General features: G+C 65.3%; 23 protein-coding genes. 13 read left to right on the top strand and 10 right to left on the bottom strand.

The window, feature by feature from the left end; translation table 11 throughout:
* Positions 1 to 23 precede the first annotated feature (23 nt).
* The 6 genes from E3T43_RS06395 to E3T43_RS06370 are packed head-to-tail and all read right to left on the bottom strand — an operon-like array spanning position 24 to position 5,237.
* Positions 24 to 923, bottom strand: a complete 900-nt coding sequence (locus E3T43_RS06395) for a prenyltransferase (RefSeq protein ID WP_134471733.1) — start codon at positions 921 to 923, stop codon at positions 24 to 26.
* On the bottom strand, positions 916 to 1,236 hold the full coding sequence (locus E3T43_RS06390; protein ID WP_134471732.1) for a lycopene cyclase domain-containing protein: 321 nt from the start codon (positions 1,234 to 1,236) through the stop codon (positions 916 to 918). Before E3T43_RS06390 ends, E3T43_RS06395 begins: the two co-directional genes overlap by 8 nt.
* Positions 1,233 to 1,556, bottom strand: coding sequence for a lycopene cyclase domain-containing protein (locus E3T43_RS06385; protein WP_134443136.1), 324 nt, complete (start codon positions 1,554 to 1,556; stop codon positions 1,233 to 1,235). Before E3T43_RS06385 ends, E3T43_RS06390 begins: the two co-directional genes overlap by 4 nt.
* Positions 1,553 to 3,199 carry a phytoene desaturase family protein gene (crtI, locus tag E3T43_RS06380; protein ID WP_134471731.1) on the bottom strand — a complete coding sequence of 549 codons (1,647 nt, stop codon included), beginning with the start codon at positions 3,197 to 3,199 and terminating at the stop codon, positions 1,553 to 1,555. Before crtI ends, E3T43_RS06385 begins: the two co-directional genes overlap by 4 nt.
* Complete coding sequence (locus E3T43_RS06375; protein WP_134471730.1) at positions 3,196 to 4,104, bottom strand: squalene/phytoene synthase family protein; 909 nt, start codon at positions 4,102 to 4,104, stop codon at positions 3,196 to 3,198. The genes crtI and E3T43_RS06375 overlap by 4 nt, the downstream gene beginning before the upstream one ends.
* Positions 4,104 to 5,237, bottom strand: a complete 1,134-nt coding sequence (locus E3T43_RS06370) for a polyprenyl synthetase family protein (protein ID WP_166791247.1) — start codon at positions 5,235 to 5,237, stop codon at positions 4,104 to 4,106. Before E3T43_RS06370 ends, E3T43_RS06375 begins: the two co-directional genes overlap by 1 nt.
* Before the next feature lie 125 nt (positions 5,238 to 5,362).
* Here E3T43_RS06370 and E3T43_RS06365 point away from each other — a divergent pair, with 125 nt between their 5' ends.
* The 7 genes from E3T43_RS06365 to E3T43_RS06335 all read left to right on the top strand — a co-directional run bounded on the left by E3T43_RS06365 (position 5,363) and on the right by E3T43_RS06335 (position 10,047).
* Positions 5,363 to 5,917, top strand: a complete 555-nt coding sequence (locus tag E3T43_RS06365) for a MarR family winged helix-turn-helix transcriptional regulator (protein ID WP_134471729.1) — start codon at positions 5,363 to 5,365, stop codon at positions 5,915 to 5,917.
* Positions 5,918 to 5,971: 54 nt separating this feature from the next.
* The gene (locus E3T43_RS06360) at positions 5,972 to 6,523 is read left to right on the top strand and encodes an adenine phosphoribosyltransferase (protein WP_134471728.1); all 552 of its coding nucleotides are present in this window, start codon (positions 5,972 to 5,974) and stop codon (positions 6,521 to 6,523) included.
* 97 nt (positions 6,524 to 6,620) lie between these two features.
* On the top strand, positions 6,621 to 7,112 hold the full coding sequence (locus tag E3T43_RS06355) for an NUDIX domain-containing protein (RefSeq protein WP_370449888.1): 492 nt from the start codon (positions 6,621 to 6,623) through the stop codon (positions 7,110 to 7,112).
* A gap of 64 nt (positions 7,113 to 7,176) precedes the next feature.
* Positions 7,177 to 7,794, top strand: coding sequence for a CDP-alcohol phosphatidyltransferase family protein (locus E3T43_RS06350; RefSeq protein WP_241978844.1), 618 nt, complete (start codon positions 7,177 to 7,179; stop codon positions 7,792 to 7,794).
* A 220-nt stretch (positions 7,795 to 8,014) separates the two neighbouring features.
* Positions 8,015 to 8,449 (top strand): FHA domain-containing protein, encoded by a 435-nt coding sequence (locus E3T43_RS06345; protein ID WP_134471804.1) that lies wholly within the window; start codon positions 8,015 to 8,017, stop codon positions 8,447 to 8,449.
* Entirely contained in the window at positions 8,449 to 9,171 is a 723-nt protein-coding gene (locus tag E3T43_RS06340) for a MerR family transcriptional regulator (protein ID WP_134471726.1), read from the top strand. Before E3T43_RS06345 ends, E3T43_RS06340 begins: the two co-directional genes overlap by 1 nt.
* 324 nt (positions 9,172 to 9,495) lie before the next feature.
* A complete protein-coding gene (locus tag E3T43_RS06335; protein WP_134443128.1) occupies positions 9,496 to 10,047 on the top strand; it encodes a MerR family transcriptional regulator in 552 nt (183 codons plus the stop codon).
* 402 nt (positions 10,048 to 10,449) lie between these two features.
* Here the strand turns inward: E3T43_RS06335 and E3T43_RS06330 are convergent, their stop codons facing one another.
* Positions 10,450 to 11,262, bottom strand: coding sequence for a ParA family protein (locus E3T43_RS06330; protein WP_134471803.1), 813 nt, complete (start codon positions 11,260 to 11,262; stop codon positions 10,450 to 10,452).
* A gap of 77 nt (positions 11,263 to 11,339) precedes the next feature.
* On the opposite strand from E3T43_RS06330, the gene E3T43_RS06325 reads away from it, so the two are divergent.
* The 3 genes from E3T43_RS06325 to def all read left to right on the top strand — a co-directional run bounded on the left by E3T43_RS06325 (position 11,340) and on the right by def (position 16,714).
* Positions 11,340 to 14,744: a pyruvate carboxylase gene (locus tag E3T43_RS06325; protein ID WP_134471725.1), complete on the top strand. Its 3,405-nt coding sequence runs from the start codon at positions 11,340 to 11,342 to the stop codon at positions 14,742 to 14,744.
* 35 nt (positions 14,745 to 14,779) lie between these two features.
* Positions 14,780 to 16,129 (top strand): MinD/ParA family protein, encoded by a 1,350-nt coding sequence (locus tag E3T43_RS06320; RefSeq protein ID WP_241978843.1) that lies wholly within the window; start codon positions 14,780 to 14,782, stop codon positions 16,127 to 16,129.
* Positions 16,130 to 16,222: 93 nt separating this feature from the next.
* Complete coding sequence (gene def, locus E3T43_RS06315; protein ID WP_134471724.1) at positions 16,223 to 16,714, top strand: peptide deformylase; 492 nt, start codon at positions 16,223 to 16,225, stop codon at positions 16,712 to 16,714.
* Between the two features lie 204 nt (positions 16,715 to 16,918).
* Here the strand turns inward: def and E3T43_RS06310 are convergent, their stop codons facing one another.
* Positions 16,919 to 18,751 carry a long-chain fatty acid--CoA ligase gene (locus tag E3T43_RS06310; RefSeq protein ID WP_134471723.1) on the bottom strand — a complete coding sequence of 611 codons (1,833 nt, stop codon included), beginning with the start codon at positions 18,749 to 18,751 and terminating at the stop codon, positions 16,919 to 16,921.
* Between the two features lie 174 nt (positions 18,752 to 18,925).
* Between E3T43_RS06310 and E3T43_RS06305 the strand changes: the two genes are divergently transcribed.
* The 3 genes from E3T43_RS06305 to E3T43_RS06295 all read left to right on the top strand — a co-directional run bounded on the left by E3T43_RS06305 (position 18,926) and on the right by E3T43_RS06295 (position 22,173).
* Positions 18,926 to 19,870: an ROK family glucokinase gene (locus tag E3T43_RS06305; RefSeq protein WP_134471722.1), complete on the top strand. Its 945-nt coding sequence runs from the start codon at positions 18,926 to 18,928 to the stop codon at positions 19,868 to 19,870.
* Between the two features lie 142 nt (positions 19,871 to 20,012).
* The gene (locus E3T43_RS06300) at positions 20,013 to 20,702 is read left to right on the top strand and encodes a 1-acyl-sn-glycerol-3-phosphate acyltransferase (RefSeq protein WP_134471721.1); all 690 of its coding nucleotides are present in this window, start codon (positions 20,013 to 20,015) and stop codon (positions 20,700 to 20,702) included.
* 100 nt (positions 20,703 to 20,802) lie between these two features.
* Positions 20,803 to 22,173 (top strand): class II 3-deoxy-7-phosphoheptulonate synthase, encoded by a 1,371-nt coding sequence (locus E3T43_RS06295; RefSeq protein WP_134471720.1) that lies wholly within the window; start codon positions 20,803 to 20,805, stop codon positions 22,171 to 22,173.
* Between the two features lie 542 nt (positions 22,174 to 22,715).
* On the opposite strand, the gene pknB is transcribed toward E3T43_RS06295, so the two are convergent.
* Together pknB and E3T43_RS06285 are read right to left on the bottom strand one after the other, a co-directional pair.
* Positions 22,716 to 24,686: a Stk1 family PASTA domain-containing Ser/Thr kinase gene (gene pknB / locus E3T43_RS06290; protein ID WP_134471719.1), complete on the bottom strand. Its 1,971-nt coding sequence runs from the start codon at positions 24,684 to 24,686 to the stop codon at positions 22,716 to 22,718.
* 88 nt (positions 24,687 to 24,774) lie between these two features.
* Positions 24,775 to 26,115, bottom strand: coding sequence for a LysM peptidoglycan-binding domain-containing protein (locus tag E3T43_RS06285; protein WP_241978842.1), 1,341 nt, complete (start codon positions 26,113 to 26,115; stop codon positions 24,775 to 24,777).
* Positions 26,116 to 26,203: the final 88 nt, after the last annotated feature.

The following is a 26,203-nucleotide window of genomic DNA, read 5'->3' as shown; positions in this document are numbered from 1 at the left end:
ACTCTAGCTGGCCTCGGCCTGCGTCACGCGGCCAGACGGATGGAGTACAGCAGCAACAGGGTCACGAGAAACCCGCTCAGAAAATTGAGCCGGAGAAAGCGCTTCCAGCCCCGGTTTGCGCGGCCCGACTCGGCATCGCTGACCGTCCAAAATGGCCGAACCGCGAGAATATACGGCACGACGAGCAGAGCGGCCAGCGGCCCGGGCCACGGGGTGAACATCATGAGCAGGCCGGCCAGGGCCCAGAAGGTGATCGCGAGGCGCACCGTCGGCCAGGCGCCGAGCGCCGTCGCGATCGACGCGATTCCGGCGTGGCGATCGGGTTCAACGTCCTGCACGGCGCCGAAGGCATGGCTGGCCATGCCCCATAGAAAAAACGCCGCGAGCAGGGCCAGTAGTCCAGGGGTGATCGTGGCGCCGGCCACGACGAGGCCGTAGACGGCCGGGCTGACGAAGTGCGTGCTCGAGGTGATCGAGTCCAGAATGGGGCGTTCCTTGAACCGCAGTCCGCGCACCGAGTAGGCGACGACGGCGAACAGGCTCCCGGCCAGGACGACCCATGACAACGGATGCTCCGCCCCCGCCAGCACCAGCATCGCCGCCCCCACAATCCCCACGTTCACGACGCCGGCGCCGATCACCAGGTGGTGCAGAGCGGGATGCAGCAGAGCCCCCTCCGCGCCGCCCTTCCGAGGATTGCGCAGATCGGACTCGTAGTCGAAGACATCGTTGATGCCGTACATCAGCAGGTTGTACGGAATGAGAAAGAACAGGGTGCCAACGATCAGCAGTGCATCGATGCGTCCGGTGGTCATGACGTAGGCCGCGGCGAAGGGAAAAGCCGTATTGATCCAGCTGAGCGGCCGGGACGACAGCACCACCTGGCGGGTCTTCCATGACACCGTGCCGAGCTGCTCAGTCATCCGTTCGTCCTATCTTGGTACGGCCCAGGAGAACCCACAGTGCAGGCAGCAGAATCGCTGCGGCCAGTGGGTAGGCAAAATCTTCGATCGGAGCGAGACCGATGAACAGACCCGAAATATGCGCCGGGTCGTAGCTGAACAGTCCAGCCCCGATCATCAGGTTATCGAAGACGGCCGTGAGTAGCAGGGTCAAGGCGAGGGCCAGCGTGACGGACACCACGAATCGGCGGGAAATCAACTGGCGCGCGAGCGCCATCGTGGCAATCGCGGCGGCCATGGCCAGAAAGATCGCATTCAGGATGAGATAGGTCATGCTCGGGTTTGCCGGTGCAGCACGAGCTGGGCCCCCCGTACCAGGTTCATGGTGAGATAGCAGAGAAAGGTGAGAAAGACGAGCTCCTCGAGCGGTAGTTCCGGCGCCAGCTGCAGCCCGGTCATCAGGGTGGTTTCCCCGCGGTAGAAGATGCCCAGGCCGATTCCGAACAGGTCCCAGGTCAGAAAGAACAGCACGCCGATGCCGACCACGAGCACGGCTCGAACCGGCGAGTGCCAGAAAAACAGACCAAAGCGCCAGTCCAGAACGACCATGCCGCCGAGCGAGACCAGCAGGGTGAGCAGGTACAGCAGGGTCACGATTGCTGCGGCGCAGACTCCACCGGGTCTCCGGCAGCCCCGTTCGAGTAAGTCGGACGTGCGGGCAACGGTTCGGCGAGCGGTCCCGTGGTCGTGTCGTGGCGCATCCGCTTAAGCAAAATCTCGGCGCTGATCAGGCACATAGGCAGTCCAATACCGGGAATGGTTGTACCGCCGGCGTAGTACAGTCCCGAGATTTTCTTCGACATGTTCGAACCGCGCAGAAAGGCGCTCTGCCGCAGGGTGTGCGCGGGGCCGAGGGCGCCGCCCTTCCAACTGTTCAGGTCAGCGGCGAAGTCGGCCGGACCGACGGTGCGGCGCACCACGATCCGGTCGGCCAGGTCGGGGATGCCGGCCCAGCGGGAGACCTGCTCGATGGCGGCATCCGCGATCAGCTCGATCGCCCGCGAGCCGGCACCGTTGACACCACCGTGGCCAAGGGTCACGTCGGGCGGCACCGGCACCAGCACGAACAGGTTGCTGCTTCCGGCCGGCGCCACCGACTTATCCGTGGCGCTCGGCATGCAGACGTAGAGCGAGGCCGGTGACGGCACCGAGGTGCGCTTGCCGAAAATCTGCCCGAAGTTCTTGCCCCAGTCCGTGGTGAAGAACAGTGAGTGGTGCTGCAGTTGGGAGATTTCCCCGGTCACGCCGAGCATGACCAGCACGGCCCCGGGGCCCGAGACGCGCTTGTCCCACCAGCGCTGGGGATAGGTTTGCAGTTCGGCCGGCACCAGCTCGGTCTCCGTGTGGTGCAGGTCAGCCGACGACACGACCGTGTCGGCGTGCAGATACTGCAGCTGGTCGTCGGCGTCCAGGTAGCTCACCCCGGCGATGGCCTTCTGATCGCTGACCCGAATTTCGGTGACCCGCGCGCCGGTGACGAGCTGCACACCCTCGGCGCGAGCGAGCGCGGAGATGCTGTCGATCAGGGTTCCGAAACCGCCCTGCGGGTAAAGCACGCCGTCGGCCAGATCGAGATGGCTCATGAGGTGGTACATCGACGGCGTCAGGTTCGGCGCCGACCCGAGAAAGACCGCCGGGTAGCCGAGGATCTGCCGCAGTCGGGGGTCGCTGACAAAGCCGGCGACGAACTTGTCCAGTGGTTGCAGCAGCAGACGGGCCAGCCGTCCGAGCCGCCGCAGCACGTCGGGCACTAAAAACGGGCGAAACGATTCGTAGCTGGAGTACAGAAAACGCTGCACGGCCAGGTCGTAGGTCTCGGCGGCCGAGTCGAGATAACGGCGAAGCGCCGCCCCGGCCCCCGGCTGCAGCTGCTCAAATAAGCGGATGTTGGCGGCCTGGTCAGCGAGAATATCCACCGGCGCCTTTTCCCCTTCAAAGTGCACCCGATAGCCCGGGTCCAGCTTGACGAGGTCGAGTTGTTCGGCTGCGGAGGTGCCGAGCAGGCGGTAGAAATGCTCGAATACCTCGGGCATGAGATACCACGATGGGCCGGTGTCGAAGCGAAAGCCGTCGGTGTTCCACACGCCGGCCCGCCCGCCGAGCTCGGAACGGGCCTCGAGCAGGGTCACCTCATGGCCCTCGCGGGCGAGCAGGGCTGCACTCGCGAGGCCGGCGATACCGCCGCCGATCACGATCGTGCGGGTACGTCCGGTGCCGGTGGTTCCTGGGCCGGTCATCGCTTCCACGCGCCGGGTCCGAGGGTAGCGGTCAGAGCAATCACGAATTTTTCTCCATCCGGCACCCGAACGCGGGAGCGCAGTAATCGATCGGCCGGTGTCGACCGTAGTCGATTCGACAGGCGGGTGAACAGGCCCTGCGCTGCGGCCACGGCCCGGCGGCAGCTGGCGGGCAGCAGGGGCAGCACGGCGCTGGCGATCTCGAGGTCGGCATCAATGTCTTCGAGGATCGCATTTTTCTGCGGGTCGCTGAGGTTCAGCGGGTCGATTCCCGGAAAGTAGTTGCGGCCGAGCACCTCACGATCGCAGGACAGGTCGCGCAGAAAATTGATCTTCTGAAAGGCCGCGCCCAGGTGGCGGGCACCGTCTTCGAGCACACTGACTTCGGCGGCGGTGCGGGGTGAGTGCTGCAGAAAGCAGCGTAGGCACATGAGTCCGATCACCTCGGCCGAGCCGTAAATATATTCGGCGACGCCCTCGGCGGTGAATGGTTCCGGGTCGAGGTCCCGGCGCATCGACGCAAAGAATGGGGCGATCAGACTGGAGTCGATGCCCGACTGGCGGGCCGTTGCAGCAAAGGCGTGCACTACCAGGTTCGTGCTGTAGCCGCGTACGATCGCCCGCTCGGTCTCGAGTTCGAGCTCGTCGAGCAGGTGCCGCTGTTCGTCGATGGAGACACCGGCCTCGGCGGCGGCGCCGTCCACGATCTCGTCGGCGATGCGCACAAGGGCATAAATGGTGCGCACCGGCGTGCGCACCCGAGCGTCGAGCAGCCGGGTGGCTAGTCCGAACGAGGTGGAATAGTGCCCGATGACGGTCGTCGAGCTCGCCCGGGCCGTCTCGGCGTACTTGTTCAGGTTGCTGGTCGTGCTGTCGGTTTGAACCGCGGCCCGAAACGGGCCCATCAGCGTGACCGGTTCACGGCGGCTTCGGCGAGTTCAATCAGGCTGGCGCGCAGTCCCGCCGGAATGATCGCCGGGTCGAGGGCCTCCACCGCCAGTCGGGAGTGGTCGTAGGCCAGGCCTTCGGCCGCTTCCTTCGCCCCGCACGCGCGCAGGTATTCCCTGGCGCGTTCCGCTTCGTCGTCATTCAGGTCGACCTTGCCGAGATAGGGAGCGATCAGCGACCAGCTGGCCGTGCTGCCGGCGTGGGCGATGAGGGCGGTCTGCTTGCCCTCGCGCAGGTCGGCCGTCACGCTCTTGCCGGTTTTCAGCGGATCGCCGAAGACGCCGAGTAGGTCATCGGTCAGTTGGAAAGCCACTCCAACGAGCCGTCCGTAGCGGCCGAGAACGCTAATCGCGTCGGCCCCGGCCCCGGCCAGTACCGCTCCGGCCTGCAATGGGGCTTCGAAGGAATACACGGCGGTCTTATTCTCGAGGGTGGTGATGACCTCGGCCACCGTGAGCGGATGCCGCGCCGAGCTATTGGTGACGTCGGCCAGCTCCCCGGCTGCCGAGACGAAAACCGCCCGGTCAAGCAGGTCGAGCAGGCGCAGCCGGGTGGGCACATCGACCGGCAGTTTCGCCAGCGCGCGGTGTGCCTCACTCAGGGCGAGATCGCCCGCGAGAATTGCCGCCGCCGCAGCCCAAACCCCGGCCTGGTCGGCCGCTGCACCGTGGGCGAGCGCGCGGTCACTGAAGCGACCGGCAATGTTGGCCACCCCGCGGCGGGTCAGATCGCGGTCGATGACGTCGTCGTGAATGAGGAAGGCCGTGTGCAGCAGCTCGAAGCTCACTGCGACCGGAGCGACGAGGCCCTGATCGCGTCCGCCGAAACCGGCATACGCCGCCAGGACCAGGGCAGGGCGCACGCGCTTGCCGCCACTGCTGGCCTGGGCCAGGGAGTCCCAGAGGGCGACGTAGTGCTCGCCGTAGTCGCTCGCCCGCAGGCGTGCGGCAGCGAAGAATCGAGCCAGCTCGATTTCTACTCCGGCCGGAACCGTGTCAAGCATGAACACGGTCCACGTGCTGTACTTGTGCCGGCAGTGTTGGCGGCGACCCGTTGGGCTGGGGTGCTGCTCCGTCGTGCGTGTGCTCATCAACCAGCAGAATTTCGTGTTCATTCAGCGCGTTGGCGGTGTGCACGTGCTCTCCTTCTTAAGTCAACCCGATCAGTACACGAATAACTAACCAGGTTAGCGACAGCTCACGTTAGCATGGTCATATGATCCAAGATGAGCGTAACCCCCTGCAACAGGGGGCGTACTGGTACGACCCTGAGAAACATGGTGTTTCTTTCGCCATCGAGGTCTTGCGTGCCGTGCGTCGCTTTCGGGTAGCCGATGCCGCCATGCGTCATCGTGCGCAGGCCGAGATGAACATCAACGAAACCGATCTGATGGCGCTGCGTCATCTCATCGCCTGCGAGCGGCAGAACCGGGTCGCCAGCCCGAAGGATCTCAGCGAATTCTTGAACATCTCCTCGGCGGCCACGGCAAAACTTCTCGCGAGATTGTCGGTATCCGGTCATATTCGCCGCGAGGTGAACCCGTCAGACGGGCGCGCGCAGCGGCTGTTCGCCACGCAGTCGTCGCACGACGAGATGCGCGACTCGCTTGCTGCCACTCACGAGCAGATGATGCGAGTTGTCCTCGAGCTCACCGGCGACCAGCAGATCGCTGTCGTGCATTTTCTGGATTCGATGAGCGCGATAGCTACGGTGCCGCGCGCTCCGAAGGTACCGGCCGTTGAGCTGGCTCCGGAGCGCTCGGAATCCTGACCCTCGCCGTTCCTTCCGCATACGGCTGCGGGCAACGCAGCTTAAGATGAATCAGTGACTCAACTCTCTACTCCCACTTCGCCGTCCGCCGCCGCCAGCCACGTCGAAGCACTTCTGGCCTCCTATCCCGATTTTCCCCAGCCCGGCATCGTGTTCCGCGATCTGAACCCGGTCTTCGCCGATGCCCTCGCCTTCCGCGCGATCGTCGATGACCTGGCCGACCAGCACCGCGGCCAGTTCGATGCCGTGGCCGGCATCGAGGCGCGCGGCTTTCTGCTGGCGGCTGCCGTCGGGTACGCAGCGCAGGCATCCGTCCTGGCCGTGCGCAAGGGCGGCAAACTGCCCGGCACTGTGCTGACCGAAGAATATGACCTCGAGTACGGCTCGGCACGCCTGGAACTCGAGGTCGGCCAGCTGCCCGCAGGTACCCGCGTCTTGATTCTCGACGACGTGTTGGCAACGGGTGGCACCATCGCTGCCACGAGCCGGCTGATCGAACGGGCCGGCTACACCGTCTCCGGTGTCGGCGTCGTGCTCGAACTTACCGATCTGCACGGTCGCGAACGTCTGGGCACAGCCCCGATGCACGCCATCATGTCGATCTAGGGATCGAAAATCCACCGATAGCGGCAATTCGCCGGCCGCCTGAATTCTTTTTGGGGTCGCAGACGGGCATGCTTAGAGCATGACTGACGGTTCTAGCGTGTCTGATGCGGCTGCGGCCGGTGTGCCTCGTCCTGGCGTGGATCGAGATAGCGGCGACGCCTGGGTTTACAGTCCGGACGGCCGCAAATATTGGGGCCGATTCGGGGCGGCCGGTCTGCTCGTGCATCATCCCGACCGTGGGGTATTGCTGCAGCATCGCGCGGTATGGAGCCATTTTGGTGATACCTGGGGACTGCCCGGTGGCGCCCGTCACGAGAACGAAACCGCCTTCGACGCGGCGCTGCGCGAAGCGCGGGAAGAAGCGGGCGTCCCGGCCCACCTCGTGACTTTGAAATTCACGTCGCGCTTCGACCTGGGATTCTGGTCGTACACGACCGTCGTCGTCGAGGCCACCGAGGTGTTCGAGCCGGTCATCAGCGATCTGGAGAGCATTGCCCTGCGTTGGGTGCCCGCCGACGGGGTGGACCTGCTCGCGCTGCACCCCGGTTTCGCTGCCCGCTGGCCGGCGCTGCGGGCGCGACTGGGCTGACCGAACCGCCGGCGTGGAGTGCATGGCCGTGCGGCTCCGGTCGGGCGCTCGATAGACTGCGTATGTGACAGGCCCAGTGAACGGCACGGTGAGCGATCGGGTCTTGAATCTGCCCAACGTGCTGAGTTTTCTGCGCCTCCTGCTCGTGCCGGTGTTCCTGGTGCTGCTGGCTCAGGGGGAGGATGCCTGGGCGCTCGTCGTGCTCAGCATCTCCAGTTTCACGGACTGGCTGGATGGCTTTCTGGCCCGCCGTTGGAACCAGATCACCCGCCTCGGTCAGTTACTGGATCCGGCCGCCGATCGCCTCTATATCTTCGCTGCGCTGATCGGCCTGGCCTGGCGCGACCTCGTGCCGTGGTGGATCGTGCTCGTCGTGGTGGGGCGCGATGTGTTTCTGCTGGCTCTGGGAATCGTCCTCGCGAACTTCGGTTTCGGACCGCTCCCGGTGCACCAACTGGGCAAGGTCGCTACCTTCTGCCTGTTCTACGCCCTGCCGATGCTCATGCTGGGGCAGGCATTTCCGCAGCTGGAATGGTGGTCGCAGCCGGTGGGGTGGGCCTTCGGAATCTGGGGCGCTTTTCTGTACTGGTGGGCCGGCATTATCTACGCCATTGAAGCGATGCGAGTGATTCGACTACCGAGGGTCTCCGAGGGTGTATCTTCCGATACGCTGGAACGGTAGGAGGTGCATGATGGTCGATCTTTCCGGTAGGAATAATTCCGAGGAGCAGAACGAGCACGTGCCCGCAGATCAGCCAGAGAACCCGACGACAGGCGAAGCAATGCCCAGCAAGGCGCAGTCCACCCCAGCATCGTCCAACGCGGTGTCGTCCAACGGCTCAGTGCCCAACGGCTCAGTGCCCATCGACGCCGTATCCGGCGAAGCGACGACGGTGCACGACATGCTCAGCACCGATACGACTATGAACTTCAGCCAGGAGTTCGCCGCCCAGATCGCGTCGATCGACTCCAACGTGACCGCAGAGGAGCAGGATTCGATCGCAGCGTTGCCGTCGGGCTCTGCGCTCATGGTGGTGCGGCGTGGCCCCAATGCCGGCGCCCGCTTTCTGCTGGACGCCGATCTCACGAGTGTCGGCCGACACCCCAACGCCGACATCTTTCTCGACGATGTCACAGTGTCCCGCCGTCACGCCGAATTTCTGCGCAACGGCACCGCGTTCACCGTCAAAGACCTCGGCTCGCTCAACGGTACGTACTACGAGGGGGAGCGCATCGAAACCGCGCGACTCACCGACGGTACGGAGGTGCAGGTCGGTAAATTCCGCCTGACCTTCTACGCCTCCCGCCGTGACCTCGCCCGCGCGGCGAGCGAATAGTGGCGGCAAGCGCCGCTCAGGCTCGGCCCCTGTCGGCGGTGAAGGCCCAGTCCCCGGGCTCGGCGCCGTTGCTGAGCATCGGCCAGGTTCTGGCACGCCTCACGCCGGAATTCGCTGATCTCACCCCGTCCAAGCTGCGTTTTCTCGAGGAGCAAGGTCTGGTCTCGCCGGCTCGCACTGAATCGGGCTATCGAAAGTTCTGCACGGGTGACGTGGATCGGTTACGGCTGATTTTGTCGATGCAGCGCGATCACTACCTGCCGTTGAAAGTTATCCGTTCTTATTTGGACGATCTGGACGCTGGTCTCTCGCCGGTGCTGCCGGGCGGAACGACCCCGGGGCCGTCGATGCTCGGCACCGTGCGACGGCTCTCCCGGGAAGACCTCCTGCGCGAAGCGGGAGCATCGGCGACACTGCTGCACGATGCCGTTTCGGCGTCGATCATCCTGCCCGCCGATTACTACGGCGATGGGGCACTGAGCGTGCTGCGTGCCCTCGTGGAGCTGCAGCGCAGCGGCATCGAACCGCGCCACCTGCGTGGCTTCCGTGGGGCCGCTGAACGTGAGCTGGGTCTGATTGAGAGTGCACTGGTGCCCCTGGCTCGGCGTAAAGACGCTTCGAGCCGGGCAAAGGCTGCCGAAATGGCGGTAGAAATCGCCGGGCAGCTCGAAGTGATTCGGGGCAGCCTGATTCGCTCAGCTCTGGGCCGACTGACCAAGTAGGTCGTAGACTGACTCAGGCACAACCCGTCGTGAAGTCCGGTGACGCCGTCGCAACGGGTGTCTTAGTCGGTGCCTGGCGCCGACACGCCAAACCGTTGGCGCGAATGTCAGGCACTAAGGCACCCCACCTCGGTACCGTAACTAGAGCGGTCCACAGCAGGACGTCGTCGCATCACCAGCTGCAAAGCGCAAACCTTCAGCACTAGTTTTCTCATTAATTCTTTTGCACCACGTATCTTTTGTACCAGTTCCACACCACAGTGAATCAGGGCGCCACCGCCAGCTGAAGCACCGCACCAGGTAAACCCCCGAGAGGCAACCCATATGAGTGAGCTCAAGCCTGACGCTGACGCTTCGCGTTACTCGTTAGGACTGCTGTTCACCGATGGCATGCCCGAGCTCGATGAGAACACCGGCTACCGCGGCGCTGTCGCTGCGCGTGCCGCTGGTATCAGCTATCGCCAGCTCGACTACTGGGCCCGCACCGGCTTGGTCGAGCCCACTGTGCGTGGGGCGGCCGGATCCGGCTCCCAGCGCCTCTACGGCTTTCGCGACATCCTCGTGCTCAAACTCGTCAAACGCCTGCTCGACACCGGAATCTCACTGCAGCAGATTCGCACCGCGGTCAACCAGCTGCGCGAATCGGGCATCAGCGATCTCGCCCAGACCACACTTATGAGCGATGGCGCGAGTGTCTACCTCTGCACCTCCAACGACGAGGTTATCGATCTGGTCAGCCGTGGCCAGGGCGTCTTCGGCATCGCCGTCGGCAAGGTGTTGCGCGAGGTCGAGACCAGCCTGGTCGAGCTCGACATGCAGCCCGTCGACCCCGCCGACGAGTTGGCCGCCCGTCGCACCACCCGCAAAATCTCCTAGCAGCGCCCTCCGCGAGCACCCACCGTGAGCTCACACCCGCAGACACGGTCGGGTCGGTCGATGGTGGTCTCGATCAACGGATGGCAACGAGCGCAGGCACTGACGGGTCGGTCAGGCCGGTAGCGCAAGCCTGCAGTCGAAGTACTTGGTCACGCTGCGAAGCAGCCGTGACCCGCGTCGGGGATGCGCCCATCCCGAAGTCGAAGCGGGGCCGGTTGTCTGTGGGGTGCGAGTTTCGCCGTTCCGGAGGCGGAATCCGAGCGCTTTATTCGGATTCCAACTCCGGAACGGCGATGTCTGAGCCGAGCAGCAGATGACTGCCCCGCATCGCCAACCCAAGACCCCGTAAATCCAAAAAGCCGCAGTTCGAACTCAGCGACTTCGCAGGCGCCGAGTTTCGAACTAGTGCGCGGCAACCTCGGCGTACTCGCCGATGCGCGCCGTGCGCAGCACCCGGTCGAGCAGCTGGTCGAAGTAGCCGGCCATTTCGAGGGCACTGTCACCCGGCCAGATGTGCAGCGGCTTCGCAGCCCCCTGCGCCTGCTGCAGCGAGGTGCGCTCGGGCAGCTGCGGGCTGAGCACGAGCGGACCGAACATGTCGCGCAGCTCCTTGATCCGGAACTGGTGCTCGAGCGACGCCGTGCGGGCCCGGTTCACGATGATTCCGAGCGGCTGCAGCCGCGGACTCAGCCCCCGGCGAATTTCTTCGATCGCGCGCAGCGCCCGGTCAGCCGCAGCGACCGAGAACAGACCGGGCTCGGTCACAACCGCAACCCGGTCGCTCGCGGCCCACGCGATACGCGTGAGGGCGTTGAGCGAGGGCGCGCAGTCGATGAGTACGAGCTCATAGTCCTTCTCGATCGTCGAGAGAGCCTCTTCGAGTTTCCAGATATCACGGATGCTCGGGTGCGGCCCGTCGAAATTGATGGCCGAGGGGCTGCCGATCATGACGTCAACGGTGCCGGGATGGTTGTATGTCCAGCCGCTCGGCGCAATAGCGGCCCGAACGGTTTTTTCCTTGGGCGAACCGAGCACATCGGCGACATTGAGGTGACCAGCCACCTGGACGCCCATACCGGTGGAAACATCGGATTGCGGATCGAGATCCACGACCAGCGTTCGCACGCCGCGGGCGAAGGCAGCAGAAGCCAGACCAAGGGTCACCGTGGTCTTTCCTACGCCTCCTTTAAGGGAGCTAACGCTGAGTACGTGCATGAGTAGCAAGGTTACCTTCACTAGTGTTAGAGAACCTAACCGTTAGCTGTGCGCCCGGCTGCCCTCGAAAGGCTTGCATGTTTGAGAAAATCCTTGTTGCCAACCGCGGAGAGATTGCGATCCGTGCCATGCGCGCGGCTTACGAACTCGGAGCCAAGACCGTGGCTGTGTTTCCGTTCGAGGATCGGAATTCTTTGCACCGCCTAAAAGCGGATGAGGCGTATCAGATCGGCGAGGCCGGGCATCCGGTCCGCGCGTATCTCGACGTGAGTGAAATCATCCGCGTGGCGAAGGAATGCGGCGCCGACGCCATCTATCCCGGTTACGGTTTTCTCTCGGAGAACCCCGAGCTGGCCGATGCGGCCGCCGCTGCTGGCATTACGTTCATCGGCCCGGGCGCCGACGTGCTCGAAATGGCCGGCAACAAGGTCACCGCGAAGGAGCACGCCATAGCGGCCGGCGTTCCCGTGCTGAAGTCGACGCAGCCGTCGACCGATGTTGAACTGCTGATCAGCCAGGCCGACGAGATCGGTTTTCCCATCTTTGCCAAGGCCGTCGCCGGTGGTGGCGGGCGTGGCATGCGTCGTGTCGCCAAGAAGAGCGAGCTGCGTGGAGCGCTCGAAGAGGCCATGCGTGAGGCCAACAGCGCTTTCGGCGACGCCACGATGTTCCTTGAAGCTGCGGTGCTTCGGCCCCGGCACATCGAGGTGCAGATTCTGGCGGATGCGTCCGGCGAGACGGTGCACCTGTTCGAGCGCGACTGCTCGGTGCAGCGTCGGCACCAGAAGGTCATCGAGATCGCTCCGGCGCCGAACCTGAGCGATGAGATTCGGGTGCAGCTCTACGCCGACGCGATCAAGTTCGCCCGCTCGATCGGCTACGTCAACGCCGGCACGGTCGAGTTTCTGCTCGACACCGTCGGCGAACGCGCTGGGCAGCACGTGTTCATCGAGATGAACCCGCGCATCCAGGTGGAACACACCGTTACCGAGGAGGTCACCGATGTTGACCTGGTGCAGGCCCAGATCCGCATCGCGGCGGGGGAGACCCTCAAAGAGATCGGCCTGACCCAGGGCGAGATCCGCCTGCGCGGCGCCGCCCTGCAGTGCCGCATCACCACCGAAGACCCCGCCGCCGGTTTCCGACCCGACACCGGCAAGATCACCACCTATCGCTCTCCCGGTGGCGCCGGCATCCGCTTGGACGGTGGCACGATCAACCCGGGCGCCCAGATCAGCCCACACTTCGACTCGATGCTCGCCAAGCTCACCTGCCGCGGCCGCGACTACGCCGCCGCCGTCGTGCGGTCCAAGCGCGCGCTGGCGGAGTTCCGCATTCGGGGCGTCTCCACGAACATTTCGTTCCTGCAGGCCGTGCTCGACGACCCCGACTTCGCCGCCGGTGACCTGAGCACCTCGTTCATCGACGAGCGTCCGGAGCTGCTGCGCGGCCGAGAGTCCAAGGACCGCGGCACCAAGATTCTCAACTGGCTGGCCGAGGTCACCGTCAATCAGCCCAACGGCGCGCCGCCCACCACGGTGCACCCGCGCGACAAGCTGCCCCAGCTCGACATCACCCAGCCGGCCCCGGACGGCTCACGCCAGAAGCTGCAGCTGCTCGGCCCGACCAAGTTCGCCGCCGACCTGCGCGGGCAGACCGCACTCGCTGTCACCGACACGACGTTCCGGGATGCCCACCAGTCGCTGCTCGCGACGCGGGTGCGTACCAAGGACCTCGTCGCTGTCGCCCCGTATGTGGCCCGGCTGACGCCGCAGCTGCTGTCGGTCGAAGCGTGGGGCGGCGCCACCTACGACGTGGCACTGCGTTTTCTCGGCGAGGACCCGTGGGAACGCCTCGCGAGCCTGCGTGAAGCCCTGCCGAACATTAACCTGCAGATGCTGCTGCGCGGCCGCAACACCGTCGGCTACACCCCGTATCCGACGGAGGTGACCGACGCGTTCGTTCGGGAGGCCACCGCCACCGGTGTGGACATCTTCCGCATCTTCGACGCCCTCAACGACGTGTCGCAGATGCGTCCGGCGATCGACGCGGTGCTGAACACCGGCACCGCCCTGGCCGAGGTCGCCGTCTGCTACACCGGCGACCTGCTCGACCCGGCCGAGAACCTCTACACCCTCGACTACTACCTGCGCCTGGCCGAGCAGATCGTCGCCAGCGGCGCGCACGTGATCGGTATCAAGGACATGGCCGGGCTGCTCCGTCCGAGCGCTGCCGAGAAGCTCGTTAGCGCGTTCCGTGAACGGTTCGACCTGCCCGTGCACGTGCACACCCATGACACCCCGGGCGGCCAGCTCGCGACGCTGCTCGCCGCGGCGCGCGCCGGTGCGGACGCCGTGGACGTGGCATCCGCTCCGATGGCCGGCACGACCAGCCAGCCGTCGGCATCCTCTCTCGTCGCCGCCCTCGCCCATACCGAACGCGACACCGGCATTTCGCTCAAGGCCACGACCGACCTCGAGCCGTACTGGGAAGCCGTGCGCACCCTGTACCGCCCGTTCGAATCGGGCCTGTCCGCCCCGACCGGCCGGGTGTACTCCCATGAAATTCCGGGCGGGCAGCTGTCGAACCTGCGCACCCAGGCCCTTGCCCTCGGCCTGGCCGACCACTTCGAACTGATCGAAGACATGTACACCGCCGCGAACACCATCCTCGGCCGGGTGCCCAAGGTCACCCCGTCGTCGAAGGTCGTCGGTGACCTCGCCCTCTACCTCGCCGCGGTGAAGGCCGACCCGGCCGACTTCGAGCAAAACCCGGACAAGTACGACGTGCCTGACTCCGTGATCGGATTCATGGCCGGCGAACTCGGCGAGCTGCCCGGCGGCTGGCCGGAGCCCTTCCGTACCAAGGTGCTCGCTGGACGCAACGTGCGCGTCGGCGTCACCGAGATCACCGCGGGGGAGCGCACCGCGCTCGAAGCCACGGGCGCCGAACGTCGCTCGATGCTCAACCAACTGCTGTTCCCGGCGCCGACCCGCCAGTTCGAACAGGTCAAGGAGACCTACGGTGACCTCTCGGTCATCGACACGCTTGATTACCTCTACGGCCTGCATCAGGGCCAGGAACACGCCGTCGAGATTGAAAAGGGCGTTCGCCTCTACGTCGGCCTCGAAGCCATCGGTGAAGCCGACGAGAAGGGCATGCGCACCGTCATGACCATCCTCAACGGCCAGCTGCGCCCCGTCTTCGTGCGCGACACCAGCATTACGGTGCAGACTAAAATCGCTGAGAAAGCGGATGCCAACCAGCCCGGCCAGATCGCCGCGCCCTTCTCCGGCGTGGTCACCCTGCAGGTCGAAGAAGGCGCCCAGGTCGAAGCCGGCCAGAGCGTCGCGTCGATCGAAGCCATGAAAATGGAAGCCGCGATCACCTCGCCGATCGCCGGAACCATCGAGCGGGTCGCCATCCCGCTCACCCAGCAGGTCGATGCCGGCGATCTGCTCGTGGTGGTGCGTCCACGCTAAGATTAGGGCCGTTATCGATCAGTTGAGGATGTGCCGTGCCAGACAAACGTACTGACGACCAGAGCGAGCCCGCGCGCCCCGTGTCGGCCACCGCCAAACGAACCCGGGACGAGCATCGCGGTACCGATGACCGCGGCGACGAGTACCACAGCGAGCTGCCACCGCACACGATCGACAACCTCGCAGCCTCCCTGCCCGAGAGTTTGAGCGTTCCCATCGACGTGCCCGCCGCTCCGCGGCGGGCCGTCGCCCTGGGGGGACTGAGCACCTCCGCGGCGACGGTCCGCGCCCTGCCGACCCCGGCCACCCACACCGTCGAAATCAACACGCCGGCCCCAGCCAGGGCGGCTGGCGCCAGTTCCGCCGTCGAATCGCTTTCCAGAACGGATGCCGCAGCGTCGGTTCAGCGCGATCGCATCCGCTCCGAAAACGGCTCAGCCCCCGAGTCGGCGTCCATGCTGACCTCGGATCGCCTGCTCACTGTGAACCGCAAGACCCGCAAGGCGCCGCAGGGCGCCTGGCCGGAATTCATCTACGCGCTCTCGCTGCACCTGGTCAATCTCGGCGACTCGCCCAAGGTGCGCGCCTACAAGGAGATGGATGAGCGCATTCGTCGCAAGTTCGAAGGCGGCACCCGGTTCGTGCCGATCCTCACCCGCAAGGGCGGCGTCGGCAAGACCACCGTCACGACGCTGCTCGGCATGGCGCTGGCCGACGCTCGCGACGACCGCATCATCGCGATCGACGCCAACCCCGACCGCGGAACGCTCTCCGAACGCGTGAGCAAGCAGACCCGCTCGACCGTGCGCGATGTCGTCTCGAAGGCCGCATCGATCGGCAACTTCACCGATTTCTCCACGCTCGTCTCGCGCGATGAAACCCGCCTCGACATTCTTGCTTCGGACACCGACCCGCTGCTCTCCGAAGCCTTCGATGAGAACGACTACAACGTCGTCGCCGACCTGGCCGCGCGTTACTACTCGATCGCCCTCACCGACTGCGGCACCGGCATTGTGCACTCGGTCATGCGCGCCACCCTGCAGCGGGCCGACTCAATCGTCATCGTCTCCGGCGGAAGCGTCGACGAGGCGCGTTTGGCCTCCGAGACCCTGACCTGGCTCGAAGCGAACGGCTACGGCGACCTCGTACGCAACGCGATCGTCGCGCTCAACACGGCCACGCAGGGCACCAACCTGGTGCGCCTCGAAGAGATCGAGTCACACTTCCGCTCGCGGGTGCGAGAAATCGTGCGCATTCCCTACGACCCGCAGCTCGCCGCCGGCAGCGTCGTGTCCTACAAGGACCTCAGGCCGATCACTCGGCTGGCTGCGCGCACCCTGGCCGAGCTCGTCGTCGAGGGTCTCCCCGCCGACCGCAGCGCCTAACCCGACCCGCACAGGGGATACGCTGAATCCGTTTGAACCAGTCGTGTCCTCCTGCTCAATCTGCCTCATCCGCTCACCCCGAGGAGTGTCCCCGTGCCCGAACGTCAGATCCGTCTCTTCGGGGATCCGGTACTGAAGACCGTCTCCGACCCCATCGACGGAATCGACGACCGCGTTCGCGGCCTCGTGCGCGACCTGGTCGACAGCGTGCGCCTACCCGGTCGGGCTGGCGTCGCCGCCTCCCAGATCGGTGTCAACCTGCGCGCCTTCAGTTACAACGTCGACGGCGACATCGGCTACATCCTCAACCCCACCGTCGTCGAACTCTCCGGCGAACCCGACTTCGTGGACGAGGGCTGCCTGTCCGTTCCGGGCCTCTGGTACCCCACCAAGCGCTACCCCTTCGCCCGGGTGACCGGAATCGACCTCGACAATAACCCGGTCGAGCTCTCCGGCACCGGAATTATGGCTCAGGCGCTGCAGCACGAGACCGATCACCTCGATGGCTTTCTTTACATCGACCGTCTCGACAAGGAAAACCGGCGAGCCGCGATGAGGGAAATCCGCGAGTCCAACTGGTTCTAGCCCCTGACCCCCGCGTACTGACCGGAGCGTGAACGGTCGGCGCTGACCCGGCACGGGCGAAGCCCCGTGAGATGAGGGAACGGGGTAAGTAATCCGCGGGGTTGTGAGTTCACGGTTTGAGCGATCAGCGGAGGGCTTTTCCCGGACCCGACCCGCCAAAAACCGCGCTGAGCCCGACCCACGCGGGCCGGGCCCAATCTCGAACTACTCCCGCAGCGAGATTCCCTCAGTCACCGGCGCGTTCGAGTACATCGTGTCGATCTCCTGAGCGAAGTCGCGCAGAATGATGTTGCGCTTGATACTCATCTTCGGCGTCAGGTGCCCGCTGTCCTCGGTGAGCTCGACCGAAAGCAGCGTGAACTTGCGAATCGATTCCGCCCGCGACACACCCTCATTGGCATGGTCGACCGCGCGCTGAATTTCTGCGAGCACGGTTTTATTGACGGATGCCTGTTCCAGCGTCATTCCGGCGTCCTCTTGATGGTTGTTCAGCCAGACCGGCAGCATGTCGGGGTCGAGGGTGATGAGCGCTCCGATGAAGGGCTTCTGGTCACCGACGACGATCACCTGTCCGACCAACGGGTTCGCCCGGATCGGGTCTTCGAGGGCGGCCGGAGCGACGTTCTTGCCGCCGGCCGTGACGATGATCTCCTTCTTGCGCCCGGTTATGGTGAGAAAGCCGTCGGCGTCGAAGTCGCCGATGTCGCCCGTTTTGAGCCAGCCGTCGTCGAAGGTGTCTGCCGTGGCCTGCGGGTTCTTCCAGTATTCTTTGAAGACGTTGACGCCCTTGACTTCGATCTCACCGTCGTCCATGACACGCACTGAAACGCCGGGCAGTGGCGGTCCGACCGTGCCGATTTTGGCCCGAGTGGCCAGGCCAACGTTGGCGGGGGCGGTCGTTTCGGTCAGGCCGTAACCCTCGAGAATGACGATGCCGAGGCTCTTGAAGAAGTGGCCGAGGTGGGCGCCGAGCGGGGCCGAGCCCGAGACGGCCCAGACGACCTTGCCGCCCATCGCAGCGCGCAGCTTGCTGTAGACGAGCTTGTCGAACAGGGCGAACTTGATCTTCATGCCGAGCGGAATCGACGTTCCCGCCTGTAGGAGCTTGGAATGCTCGACGGCGACGTGGGCTGCGGAATCGAAGATCTTGCCCTTGCCACCGGCCACAGCCTTCTGCTGAGCCGAGTTGTAGACCTTTTCAAACACCCGCGGCACGGCGAGCAGAAAGGTGGGCTGGAAGCTGCCCAGCGCCGCCAGGAGGGTTTTGGTGTCGGCCTGGTGCCCCACGCGCACCCCGGCGTGCACGCACAGCACCGAAATGAAGCGCGCGAAGACGTGGGCGGTCGTGATGAAGAGGAGGGTTGAGGCGCCCTCCGGGTGCACCAACACCTCTTTGAGTGCGACCGCTGCATTGCGGCTGGTCTCGAGGAAATTGGCGTGGGTGAGGACGCAGCCCTTGGGCTTGCCGGTCGAGCCGGACGTGTAGATCAGGGTGGCCATGTCATCGCCGACAGCGAGGTCGCGGCGGCGTTCGATTTCGGCGTCGGTGACGTTGACACCCCCGGCTACGAGCTTGTCCAGGTCGCCCAGGTTGATCTGCCAGACCGAACGGATGTCGCTGAGTTCCGGATGAACTTCATCGAATCGGGCGAAGTGATCGGCGGTCTCGACGATGACGGACGTGGCGCCCGAGTCGCTGAGGTTCCACTGCACCTGGCTCGGGGAGCTGGTCTCGTAGACCGGAACCAGAATCGCCCCGGCAAACCAGACCGCGAAGTCGATCAGGGTCCACTCGTAGCGCGTCTTGCAGATCAATCCAATCTTGTCACCTGGCTCAATGCCGGCGGCGACGAGGCCCTTGGCCAGCGCCACGACCTGGGCGTGGAATTCCTTCGTGGTGACGGGAAGCCACTGGCCGTTGCGCGGCAGAGAGAACAGAACGAGGTCTGGAGTCGCAGCGAGGCGGTCCATCAGGAGGTCGGTGATGTTGGCGCCGGGATCGGCGGGAACAACGGCGGGCATATCAAACTGTTTCACGGCAACTCCTTTGGTACCGGCTGAACGTGCCAACTGCCCAGCGCCTAAGAATTCTTAGGGTGAGCGGGTGTTTCGTCCAGCGGCAAACTGGTTTACTACACTCTAGAGGGTGTCCTGCACAGCCGCCCGGCTGGCAGGCACCGCTTCCCAAATGCCCCAAACGAAAGGTGCCCCGTGCACGCCATAGGTATCGATATCGGGGGCACCAAGATCGCCGGAGCGCTCGTCGACGAAGCGGGCACGATCATCCGCTCTGAGCGCACGCCGACCACCCCCGGCAACCCGCGCGAAATTGAAGACGCCGTCGTGGCCATGATTCAGAGCCTGTCCGAGGGCGAGAACATCGTCGCTGCCGGCGTTGCAGCGGCCGGGTTCATCGATTCTGCCCAGTCGACCGTGTATTACGCGCCGAACATCAATTGGCGTAACGAACCGTTCCGCGACAAGCTCGAGGCGCGCCTGGACCTGCCCATCATCATCGAGAACGACGCCAATGCCGCCGGCTGGGCCGAATTTCGCTTCGGCGCCGGACGCGCCTACACCGACATGGTCACCCTCACGATCGGCACAGGGGTGGGCGGTGCGATCGTGACCAACAACGCACTGTTTCGCGGTGGATTCGGCGCCGGCGCTGAACTCGGCCACCTGCGCGTCGTTCCCGACGGTCTGGCCTGCGGCTGTGGCGCCCACGGTTGCCTCGAGCAGTACGGCTCCGGCCGGGCACTGCTGCGCATCGCCAATGATTTTGCGGATGCAGGCGGGATCGGCCTCGGCTTGGCTGCTGCCCGCGAGCGGCGCGGCAAACTCACCGGCAAAGAGGTCGGACGGCTAATTCAGGACGGCGACGGCGGAGCCATTGCGGCTCTGCGCCAGCTCGGCGGCGCGCTCGGGCAAGGCTGTGCGAGTCTGGGCGCTGTGCTCGACCCGCAGGTCTTCGTGTTCGGCGGGGGAGTCGCCGCCGCCGGCGAGCTGCTCCTCGAGCCGATCCGGGCGGCCTACCTCGAACACCTTCCGGCCCGCGGGTATCACCCGGAGGCCGAGTTCGCCATCGCCCAGCTCGTCAACGACGCCGGCGTCGTCGGTGCGGCAGACCTCGCCCGACTGCACGCCGTGCGTTGAGTGGGCGTTGAGCGGGCGCTCAGCAGGCCTGGCGCGCGGGTGCGGGAGACCGCGGCGGTGACCGGTCTGGTCTGGCCGCGCGCGGCATCCGCTTGGATAGCGCAGGCGGACTAAGCTTTCACAGCAGGATGAAGGAGTGCGAATGTTCTATTGGATCATGAAGAACATCGTCATCGGCCCGCTGCTGCTCTCGCTGTTTCGCCCCTGGATCATCGGTCTGGACCACATTCCGAAGACCGGCCCGGTCATTCTGGCCAGCAACCACCTGTCGTTCATCGACTCGGTTTTTCTGCCGCTCGTCGTGCCCCGCCGCGTGGCTTTCCTGGCCAAAAGCGACTATTTCACCGGCAAGGGGCTCAAGGGCTGGGCAACGCGGCAGTTTTTGACCGCGGCCGGGCAGCTGCCGATCGACCGCTCCGGCGGCAAGGCCTCCGAAGATTCGCTCAATACCGGCTTGCGTGTCCTGCGGGATGGCCGAATTCTCGGCATCTACCCAGAGGGCACCCGCAGCCCGGACGCCCGCCTGTATCGGGGACGCACCGGTGTGGCACGCATGGTGCTCGAGTCGGGCGTCACGGTCATTCCGGTCGCCATGATCGACACCGAGAAGGCCATGCCCACCGGAACTCGTATTCCCCGGGTGCGCCGAATCGGAATCGTGATCGGCAAACCGCTCGATTTTTCCCGGTTCGAGGGCATGGAGGGTGACCGGTTCGTGCTGCGCAGCGTCACCGATGAGCTCATGCACGAGCTACGGCAGCTGAGCACGCAGGAGTACGTGGACGTCTACGCATCCTCCGTCAAAGAGAAGCGGGCCAGTCTTTCGCGATAGGCTGCCAGAAGTGCTGTCTGCGCCGTGCGCGTTGCAGCACCTCATCCATTTCGTAGCCGGCGCGCGTTACCGGTCCAGCAGAGAAAACAGGAACTATCCCGTGGTAGACCCCACCGAGCCCATTGTTGCCGCAGAAGCCTCTGTCATCACGGGTCTCGACCACTGGCGCACCCTACCGATCAAGCAGCAGCCGACCTGGCCGGACGCCGACAAGGTGGCCGCGGCATCCGCCGAATTGGCGACGCAACCGCCGCTGGTCTTCGCCGGTGAGGTCGACATTCTGCGTGACCGGCTCGCGCAGGCCGCCGGCGGGCAGGGATTTCTGCTGCAGGGCGGCGACTGTGCCGAAACGTTCAGCGGCGCCACCGCCGACCAGATCCGCAATCGGGTGAAGACCGTGCTGCAGATGGCGGTCGTACTCACCTACGGCGCATCGATGCCCGTGATCAAGATGGGGCGGATGGCTGGCCAGTTCGCCAAGCCGCGCTCGAGCGACTTCGAAACCCGCGGTGACGTTACCCTGCCCGCCTACCGCGGTGACATCGTCAACGGCTACCCGTTCACCCCCGAATCGCGCGAAGCCGACCCCGACCGGCTCGTCAAGGCGTACCACACGGCAGCATCCACTCTCAATCTCATTCGCGCGTTCACCCAGGGTGGCTTCGCCGATCTGAGGCAGGTGCACAGCTGGAACCAGGGCTTCGCCAAGAACCCGGCCAACCAGCGCTACGAGGGCCTGGCCAAGGACATCGACCGCGCCATCAAGTTCATGATCGCCTGTGGCGCCGACTTCGAAGCCATGCGGCGCACCGAGTTCTACACCAGCCACGAAGGCCTGTTGATGGACTACGAGCGCCCGATGACGCGCATCGACTCCCGCACCGGCACGCCGTACAACACTTCGGCGCACTTCATCTGGATCGGGGAACGCACCCGCGATCTCGACGGCGCCCACGTCGACTTCCTCTCCCGGGTGCGCAACCCGATCGGGGTCAAGCTCGGCCCGACCACGTCGGCCGACGACATGCTGCGCCTGGTCGACAAGCTTGACCCGAACCGGGAGCCTGGCCGCCTCACCTTCATCACCCGCATGGGGGCCGGCAAGGTGCGCGATGCCCTGCCGCCGCTGCTCGAGGCGATCAAGGCGAGCGAGGCGTCGCCGCTCTGGGTGACCGACCCGATGCACGGCAACGGTGTCACCACTCCGACCGGCTACAAGACGCGTCGGTTCGACGATGTCGTCGACGAGGTCAAGGGCTTCTTCGAGGCGCACCGCGCCGTCGGAACCCACCCCGGTGGAATCCACGTCGAACTCACCGGCGACGATGTCACCGAGTGCCTCGGCGGCTCCGAGCACATCGACGAGGCCGCCCTGGCGACCCGCTACGAGTCGCTCTGCGACCCGCGCCTGAACCACATGCAGTCGCTCGAGCTTGCCTTCCTGGTGGCCGAGGAGCTAGCTGCTCGCTAGCCTCTTCTTATCGACCGGGCCCGGGCCCGGAAAGCGGGCCCATGATCAATCGTGGGCCCGCTTTCACAAGGTGGGCCCAGTGAGCGGATGCCTGCATCCGCGTTCCTAGCGCGGCCCGCGTCGGAGGCGGGTCATTCGCTCCCCGCTCAAACATTGAGGTGTTCCGGGGCATTGCACGAAAAGCGTGCTCAACGCCCCGGAACACCTCAAAACTCGCAACTCCGCGAACAACCCGCCTCCGCCGCTTCCGCACAGCCGCTCTGAAGCCAGGGGTTTCGTCGCGCCGTGAGTTTTCGAGGCAGAGCCTCGTCGAGGTGTGAGTTTTGATCGTTTCAACGGCCGAAATCGGGCCGAAGCTCACGCCTCGGTGATCAGAACTCACGGTTCGGTGTTCAGAACTCACGGGTCGGCGAGCGGATGCCGCTCCCCGCGACCATCCGCGCCCCTTTAATGACGTCACTTGCCCCGGAAAGATCGGGGCCATATGGTCTCGTATTTGGCTGCGCTTTGCACTGGAGCCAGCAAACCGCAGGTCAGCGACGCTACGCGAGCTCGCCGGTCAGTCTGATTGTGGTTCCCTTTACCGCGGACGTACCAGCCGGAGGGTCGGTTGCCTTTATGACAATGGAGAATCCAGGTACGTCCCATAGTGCGCTGTAGTCGAGTTTGAATCCCAGTGCGCTGAGAGTGGCTTTGCCATCAGCCCAAGTCATACCCACGACGTTCGGCACGATGACCGGCTCGGGGCCGCGTGAGATTACGAGGGTGAGCGTGGCGCCCTCGCGAATCGTGCCCTCGGGAACCTGCGCGGTGATGACGTCGCCCTCGGGCACGGTGTCGCTGTAGGTCTGCTCGCCCGAGACGACGAGCAGGTTCTTTCCGGCCAGAATATCGGTGGCCTCGGCCACGGTCTTGCCGTCGACGTTTGGAATCGCCCCGAGCGACACGACGAGGTTCACGGTCAGGCCTTCGAAATACTCGCCACCGGCTGAGACATCGGCACCGTCGGTTTCCTTGCTCGCGGCCACGACGGTGCCCTCGGGCACGTCACCGTTGAAGACTGGGTCGATGCTGCCGACCACGGCCTTCAAATCGGTGATCAGAGCGGATGCCGCCTCCTGCGTAACGCCGGCCAGCGTGGGCAGCGTGATCGGTTGCAGGCCCTGGGAGACGATGACCGTGACCGGGCTGTCCTGGGGAACCCGGCTGCCGGCATCCGGATCGGTGCCGATGACGATCCCCTCGGCGACCGTGGCGCTGAAGGCACCACCGAGCTCGGGCTGGAGGCCGAGTTCAGTCAATTCAGCCGAGGCTGTTTCGGGGGAGGCCGACGCGAAATCGGGCAGCATCACGTCGGAGCCCGGGCCAGAGCCAAAGTACCAGCCGGTGCCGCCGAGAGCCGCAGCGACGAGAACGACGAGGGCGAACAGCCAGAATCCGCGGCGTTTGCGCTTGTCGGCCTTCTTACCCAGCAGCTCGCCGCTGTCGGGCGGTCCCACCGGGCCGGTGCCGACCGGGTGAAAGCCGAGCAGGGTTGCGGCGGGCGGTTTGGTGGGAGCGAGCTTGGGACCAAAAACCTGGGTTTCGGCATCCGCCAGAGCGTTGGCGCCGGTGAGCACGCTCGCGGGCAGCACCATGGTCGATTGCAGGGCCAGCTCCTGGGTGCCGCCACGCACGAGTGCGCTGACATCGTGCAGTTGGTCGAGCATGACCCGGGCGTCGCGGGGACGATCCTCTGGATCGCGGGCGGTGGCCCAGAGCACGAGTTCATCGAGTTCGCGGGGAATTGAGTCGACCTTGCTGCTCGGCATCGGCACGGTGTCATTGGCGTGCTGATAGGCGATCTGCATCGGGGCTTCACCCACGTACGGCTGCTCACCGGTCAGCATCTCGAACGTCATGATGCCGAGGGCGTAGATGTCGCTGCGGGCATCGGCGACGCCGCGGGTGACGAGTTCGGGGGAGAGATAGGCGATGGTGCCGAGCAGGGCCTGACCGGTGGCCGTGTTGTTGTTGACGGCGCGAGCCAGGCCGAAGTCGCTGATCTTAATGCGACCGTCGTCGGCCAGCAAGACATTCTCGGGTTTGACGTCGCGGTGCACGATGCCGGCCTTGTGGGCGGCGGCGAGCCCGCTGAGCACGGCTTCGAGAATGTCGAGGGTCTGTTCGGGGGTGAGCCGGCCGTAATCCTTGAGCAGGTCGCGCAGGGTGATGCCGGGCAGGTATTCCATGACCAGGTAGGCCATATCGGCGTCCTGGCCCTGGTCGAAGACGTTCACGACGTTCGGGTGTGCGAGCCGGGCGGCCGAGCGGGCTTCCTGAATGAAGCGGATCTTGAAGGCGCTGTCGTCGGCCAGATGGCCGTGCATGATCTTGATCGCGACGCGACGTTCCAGCCGCAAATCGGTGGCCAGGTAGACCGTGGCCATGCCGCCGCGCGCGATCCGCGAGCGCACCTGATACCGGCCGTCGATAAGACGGCCAATCATCGGGTCGGTCGAGGGAACGCTCACTCCTTGATTCTAGGTAATAGGGTGGCGACCCCGGCGCGCGGCGCGCAGGGTTCGCCGGGGAGACACCCGGTCGGGGCGCTGAATTCGGTCAGCCGATTTCGACGAGCCAGGCCTGCGCCGATGTTTCCCACTTCGCGTAGTAGTCGGGGTAGGCCGAAATCTGCACTGCCTGGGCGGCCTGGGTGACGGTCATCGACTCCCAGCCGGGGATGTCGAGCAGACCGCGCGTGATGTCGGGGTTGGGGTTGGACGCGCCGCCGAAGAAGGCCAGGCTGGCCCGTACCGGGTCCATGACCTGTTCCGGGGTGCCCCAGCCGGCGCTCGGGCGCTGTTGGAACAGCCCGAGGGAATCCCGGTCGCCGTAGTCGACATTGCGCAGCCCTGACTCCTGGGCGGCGGCGGCCAGCGCGATCACCAGACCGGCATTGTTCACGCCCGCGCCGCGCCCCGTCGCCACGATGGTTTGGGCGTTCTGGCGCATTTCGGCGGTCATCGGCGTGACGATGCCAGCGGTGGCGCGAGTGATGGAGGCCGCCGGGGCCACGGTCACGGGCAGGGTCAGAACCTGCCCGGGGTAGATGATGCTCGACCAGCCGAGTCCGTTGGCGTCGAGCACGGCCTGCACGCTCACCCCGGCCGCATCAGCGACCGCGGTGATGGTCTCGCCCGAGGCAATCGTGTGGGTGGCGGCGGCAACCGCAACCGCCGGTGCGACGTACACGGCGGCCTCCATCGCGGCAGCAGCGGCCAGCAGCACGACCTGGCCGGGGTAGATCACGCTGCTGCCGTCGAGGCCGTTCGCTCCAAGCAGGTCGGCGGTCTTCAGCCCGTGTGTGGCTGCAATGCCGCTGATCGTGTCGCCGCTCTGCACGACATAATTCGTCGAGACCGGTGCAGCGGATGCGGCCGGCGCCGCCGCCTGAGTCAGGGTCAAGACCTGGCCTGGAAAGATCAGGGCCCGGGAATCGAGACCGTTCAGTGCCAGCACGGCCGCCGTAGACAGACCGAACCGGCCAGCGATACCACTGACGGTGTCGCCGTCCACGACGGAGTACTGCGCCGGTGCGATCTGCACGGTGGCAGCGACCGACGTGGGAACGGCGGCGAGAACCGGAGTGGACTGGGCGAGCTTCGTTTTCAGTGGCTTCTTGGCGAGCCCCTGGGCTTCGGCGGGCGCTGCGAGGTTGAGGCTGATGGCCAGGGTGCTGACCAGCACAATGGGCACAGTGAGCAGGGCCTGGCGGGACCGCAGGTCTGCGGCCTTCTTCACCCGACGCTTCGTTCCGGTGGCAACAGGAGTGCCGGCACGATCAACAGCGCTCAGCTCAGCACCGCTCAGCTGAATACCGGCGTGTGCAGCGCCAGTCTGCGGAACGGTGGCGCGCGGTGCAGCCGGCGCCGCGGCATCCGTCTTAGTTTGTGTTTTCACCCTGGTCGACATGGTGCTCCGTTTCATTGTGTGCATCACGCTCGATGTGGACATCAAGTTCGCAGCAACGGCTGCGGTGCAGCAATCC

It is taken from the genome of Cryobacterium sp. Hh7 (genome assembly GCF_004403155.1).
Lineage (GTDB): Bacteria > Actinomycetota > Actinomycetes > Actinomycetales > Microbacteriaceae > Cryobacterium > Cryobacterium levicorallinum.
Note: the sequence above shows the minus strand (reverse complement) of the source record. Positions and strands in the feature narration are given on the sequence as shown.

What these genes read in the sequence shown, in the direction of transcription:
- E3T43_RS06395 (WP_134471733.1), bottom strand. Translation starts at nt 923, where the DNA reads ATGACTGAGCAGCTCGGCACGGTGTCATGGAAGACCCGCCAGGTGGTG.
- E3T43_RS06390 (WP_134471732.1), bottom strand. Translation starts at nt 1,236, where the DNA reads ATGACCTATCTCATCCTGAATGCGATCTTTCTGGCCATGGCCGCCGCG.
- crtI (WP_134471731.1), bottom strand. Translation starts at nt 3,199, where the DNA reads ATGACCGGCCCAGGAACCACCGGCACCGGACGTACCCGCACGATCGTG.
- E3T43_RS06375 (WP_134471730.1), bottom strand. Translation starts at nt 4,104, where the DNA reads ATGGGCCCGTTTCGGGCCGCGGTTCAAACCGACAGCACGACCAGCAAC.
- E3T43_RS06370 (WP_166791247.1), bottom strand. Translation starts at nt 5,237, where the DNA reads ATGAGCACACGCACGACGGAGCAGCACCCCAGCCCAACGGGTCGCCGC.
- E3T43_RS06365 (WP_134471729.1), top strand. Translation starts at nt 5,363, where the DNA reads ATGATCCAAGATGAGCGTAACCCCCTGCAACAGGGGGCGTACTGGTAC.
- E3T43_RS06345 (WP_134471804.1), top strand. Translation starts at nt 8,015, where the DNA reads ATGCTCAGCACCGATACGACTATGAACTTCAGCCAGGAGTTCGCCGCC.
- E3T43_RS06335 (WP_134443128.1), top strand. Translation starts at nt 9,496, where the DNA reads ATGAGTGAGCTCAAGCCTGACGCTGACGCTTCGCGTTACTCGTTAGGA.
- E3T43_RS06330 (WP_134471803.1), bottom strand. Translation starts at nt 11,262, where the DNA reads ATGCACGTACTCAGCGTTAGCTCCCTTAAAGGAGGCGTAGGAAAGACC.
- E3T43_RS06325 (WP_134471725.1), top strand. Translation starts at nt 11,340, where the DNA reads ATGTTTGAGAAAATCCTTGTTGCCAACCGCGGAGAGATTGCGATCCGT.
- E3T43_RS06300 (WP_134471721.1), top strand. Translation starts at nt 20,013, where the DNA reads ATGTTCTATTGGATCATGAAGAACATCGTCATCGGCCCGCTGCTGCTC.